The organism is Pseudomonas sp. 5Ae-yellow (assembly GCF_014077575.1).
GTDB lineage: Bacteria > Pseudomonadota > Gammaproteobacteria > Pseudomonadales > Pseudomonadaceae > Halopseudomonas > Halopseudomonas neustonica.
On the sequence record NZ_JACGWE010000103.1, the window covers coordinates 1 to 1,561 of the forward strand.

Here is a 1,561-nt window from a genome sequence, read left to right on the forward strand (position 1 = left end):
CCCGGATTTCTCATAGGTCCCCAGCAAGTCTCGCAGACTGTGCGGGTTACCGCCATTACCGCTCATTGGCGGCCGTGACTGATCAATAATCGATCAATTCCTGTTGTCCGGACACACGGCCCCCTTTCCCCCATTGAGTCGGGCCGGGGGAGCCCGGGCTTCTATCCCGGAACCAGTTGACGCACCAGGTCAGAGAGTTCGTCTTTGTAAGGATAGGCATCGCTCATCAACACCCGTATGCGCCGAGTGTTGCGAATGATGACCGCGCCCACCTTGATCAGCTTCAGCCGCAGGTTACTGGCGCTCATTCTCTCGAAGGGCGTCTTCTTCAAGTGGGCCCGTAATCGCTCGAACAGCGTGTAGGCAAAGCCCGACAGGAGCAACCGCCACTGATTGGTCCACCACCGCGTGCTGGAGGTGCGATCTGCGAACAGACACAACTGCTGATCCTTGATCCGGTTTTCCATGTCACCCCGGGCACAGTATTGCTCGTAGTAGAGTTTAACGCCGTCGTCGTAACGGGAACTGATAATGAACCTGGGGTTGGCACCCAGTTCGCCTTCCTCCAGACGCGCGATCACCCAGCGGGGGTGTTTCCAGGTTCGGGCCTGGTACTGGAACCGGTAGGTGGCGGAGACTTTTTCACCCAGTTCGTTGTGAGCCTTGCGAACCAGCATCGAGGGTACGTCTACCTCCTTGAGCAGCCGGCTGTTCTTGCTGATGCCGACCAGATAGTCCACGTTGTTCCGGTCGCACCAGCTCAGCAATCGGGGACGGTAAAAGCCGCTGTCACCCCGGAACACGATGCGGGTATCCGGCCAGTACTGCCGGATGAACTTCACCAGCAGGGCCAGAATGGCCCAGCTATGGCGGCTGTCGCTTCGATTGCTGGTGCGCAGGTAGCTCACCAACAGGTGACGGCCGCAGAACACGTACAGCGGGAAGTAACAATGGTGATCGTAGTAGGCGTTAAAGAACTTGCCGGGCTGGTCGCCATGCACCGGAACGTCGGTGCCATCGAAGTCCAGCACGATTTCCTTGGGTGGGGCGTCGTGCTGCTCAATGAAGTGATGCCACAGCAGTTCGTGGGCCTTGACCACGGCCTGCCGGTCCACGCGCTGCTCCATTCGGCACAGTGTTGATTTGCCCGCTAGAATGGCCGCTTCGCCAGTCGCGGTCTGAAGTGCCTGGTCAGCGCGTAACGTTTCGTGATCGTTCAGATCTTCGTATCCGGCGGCTACGCCAAAGACCCGTTGCCGGATCATGGTTTGAAGCTTGTGGCGAACCAGTACCGGATTACGGGCATCGTCCAGCACCGTAGCCAGGCGCTGAGTGAGCTGGTGTTGGTTGTCGACTTCGCGAAGCAAAAGCAGGCCGGCATCGGAGGTGATATGACCACCGGAGAAATCGGCTTCAATTTGACGGCGAGACAGTGGCGAGAAGGTCAGTTTTTCAGGTACCATTTTGGATAGCGGCTGTTGGTGCTTGGTGAACGGTGTAAGGTCCTGAAACTATAGCACTTTCAGCCGCTTTCTTTTATCCCCTCATGAGAAATCCGGGC

The 1,561-nt window shown here is 57.8% G+C and carries 1 protein-coding gene; it reads right to left on the reverse strand.

Features of this window, described 5'->3' with window-relative positions; all coding sequences use genetic code 11:
• Positions 1 to 161 precede the first annotated feature (161 nt).
• Positions 162 to 1,463, reverse strand: a complete 1,302-nt coding sequence (locus tag H4J77_RS19410) for an IS1380-like element ISMaq4 family transposase (protein ID WP_091812234.1) — start codon at positions 1,461 to 1,463, stop codon at positions 162 to 164.
• Positions 1,464 to 1,561: the final 98 nt, after the last annotated feature.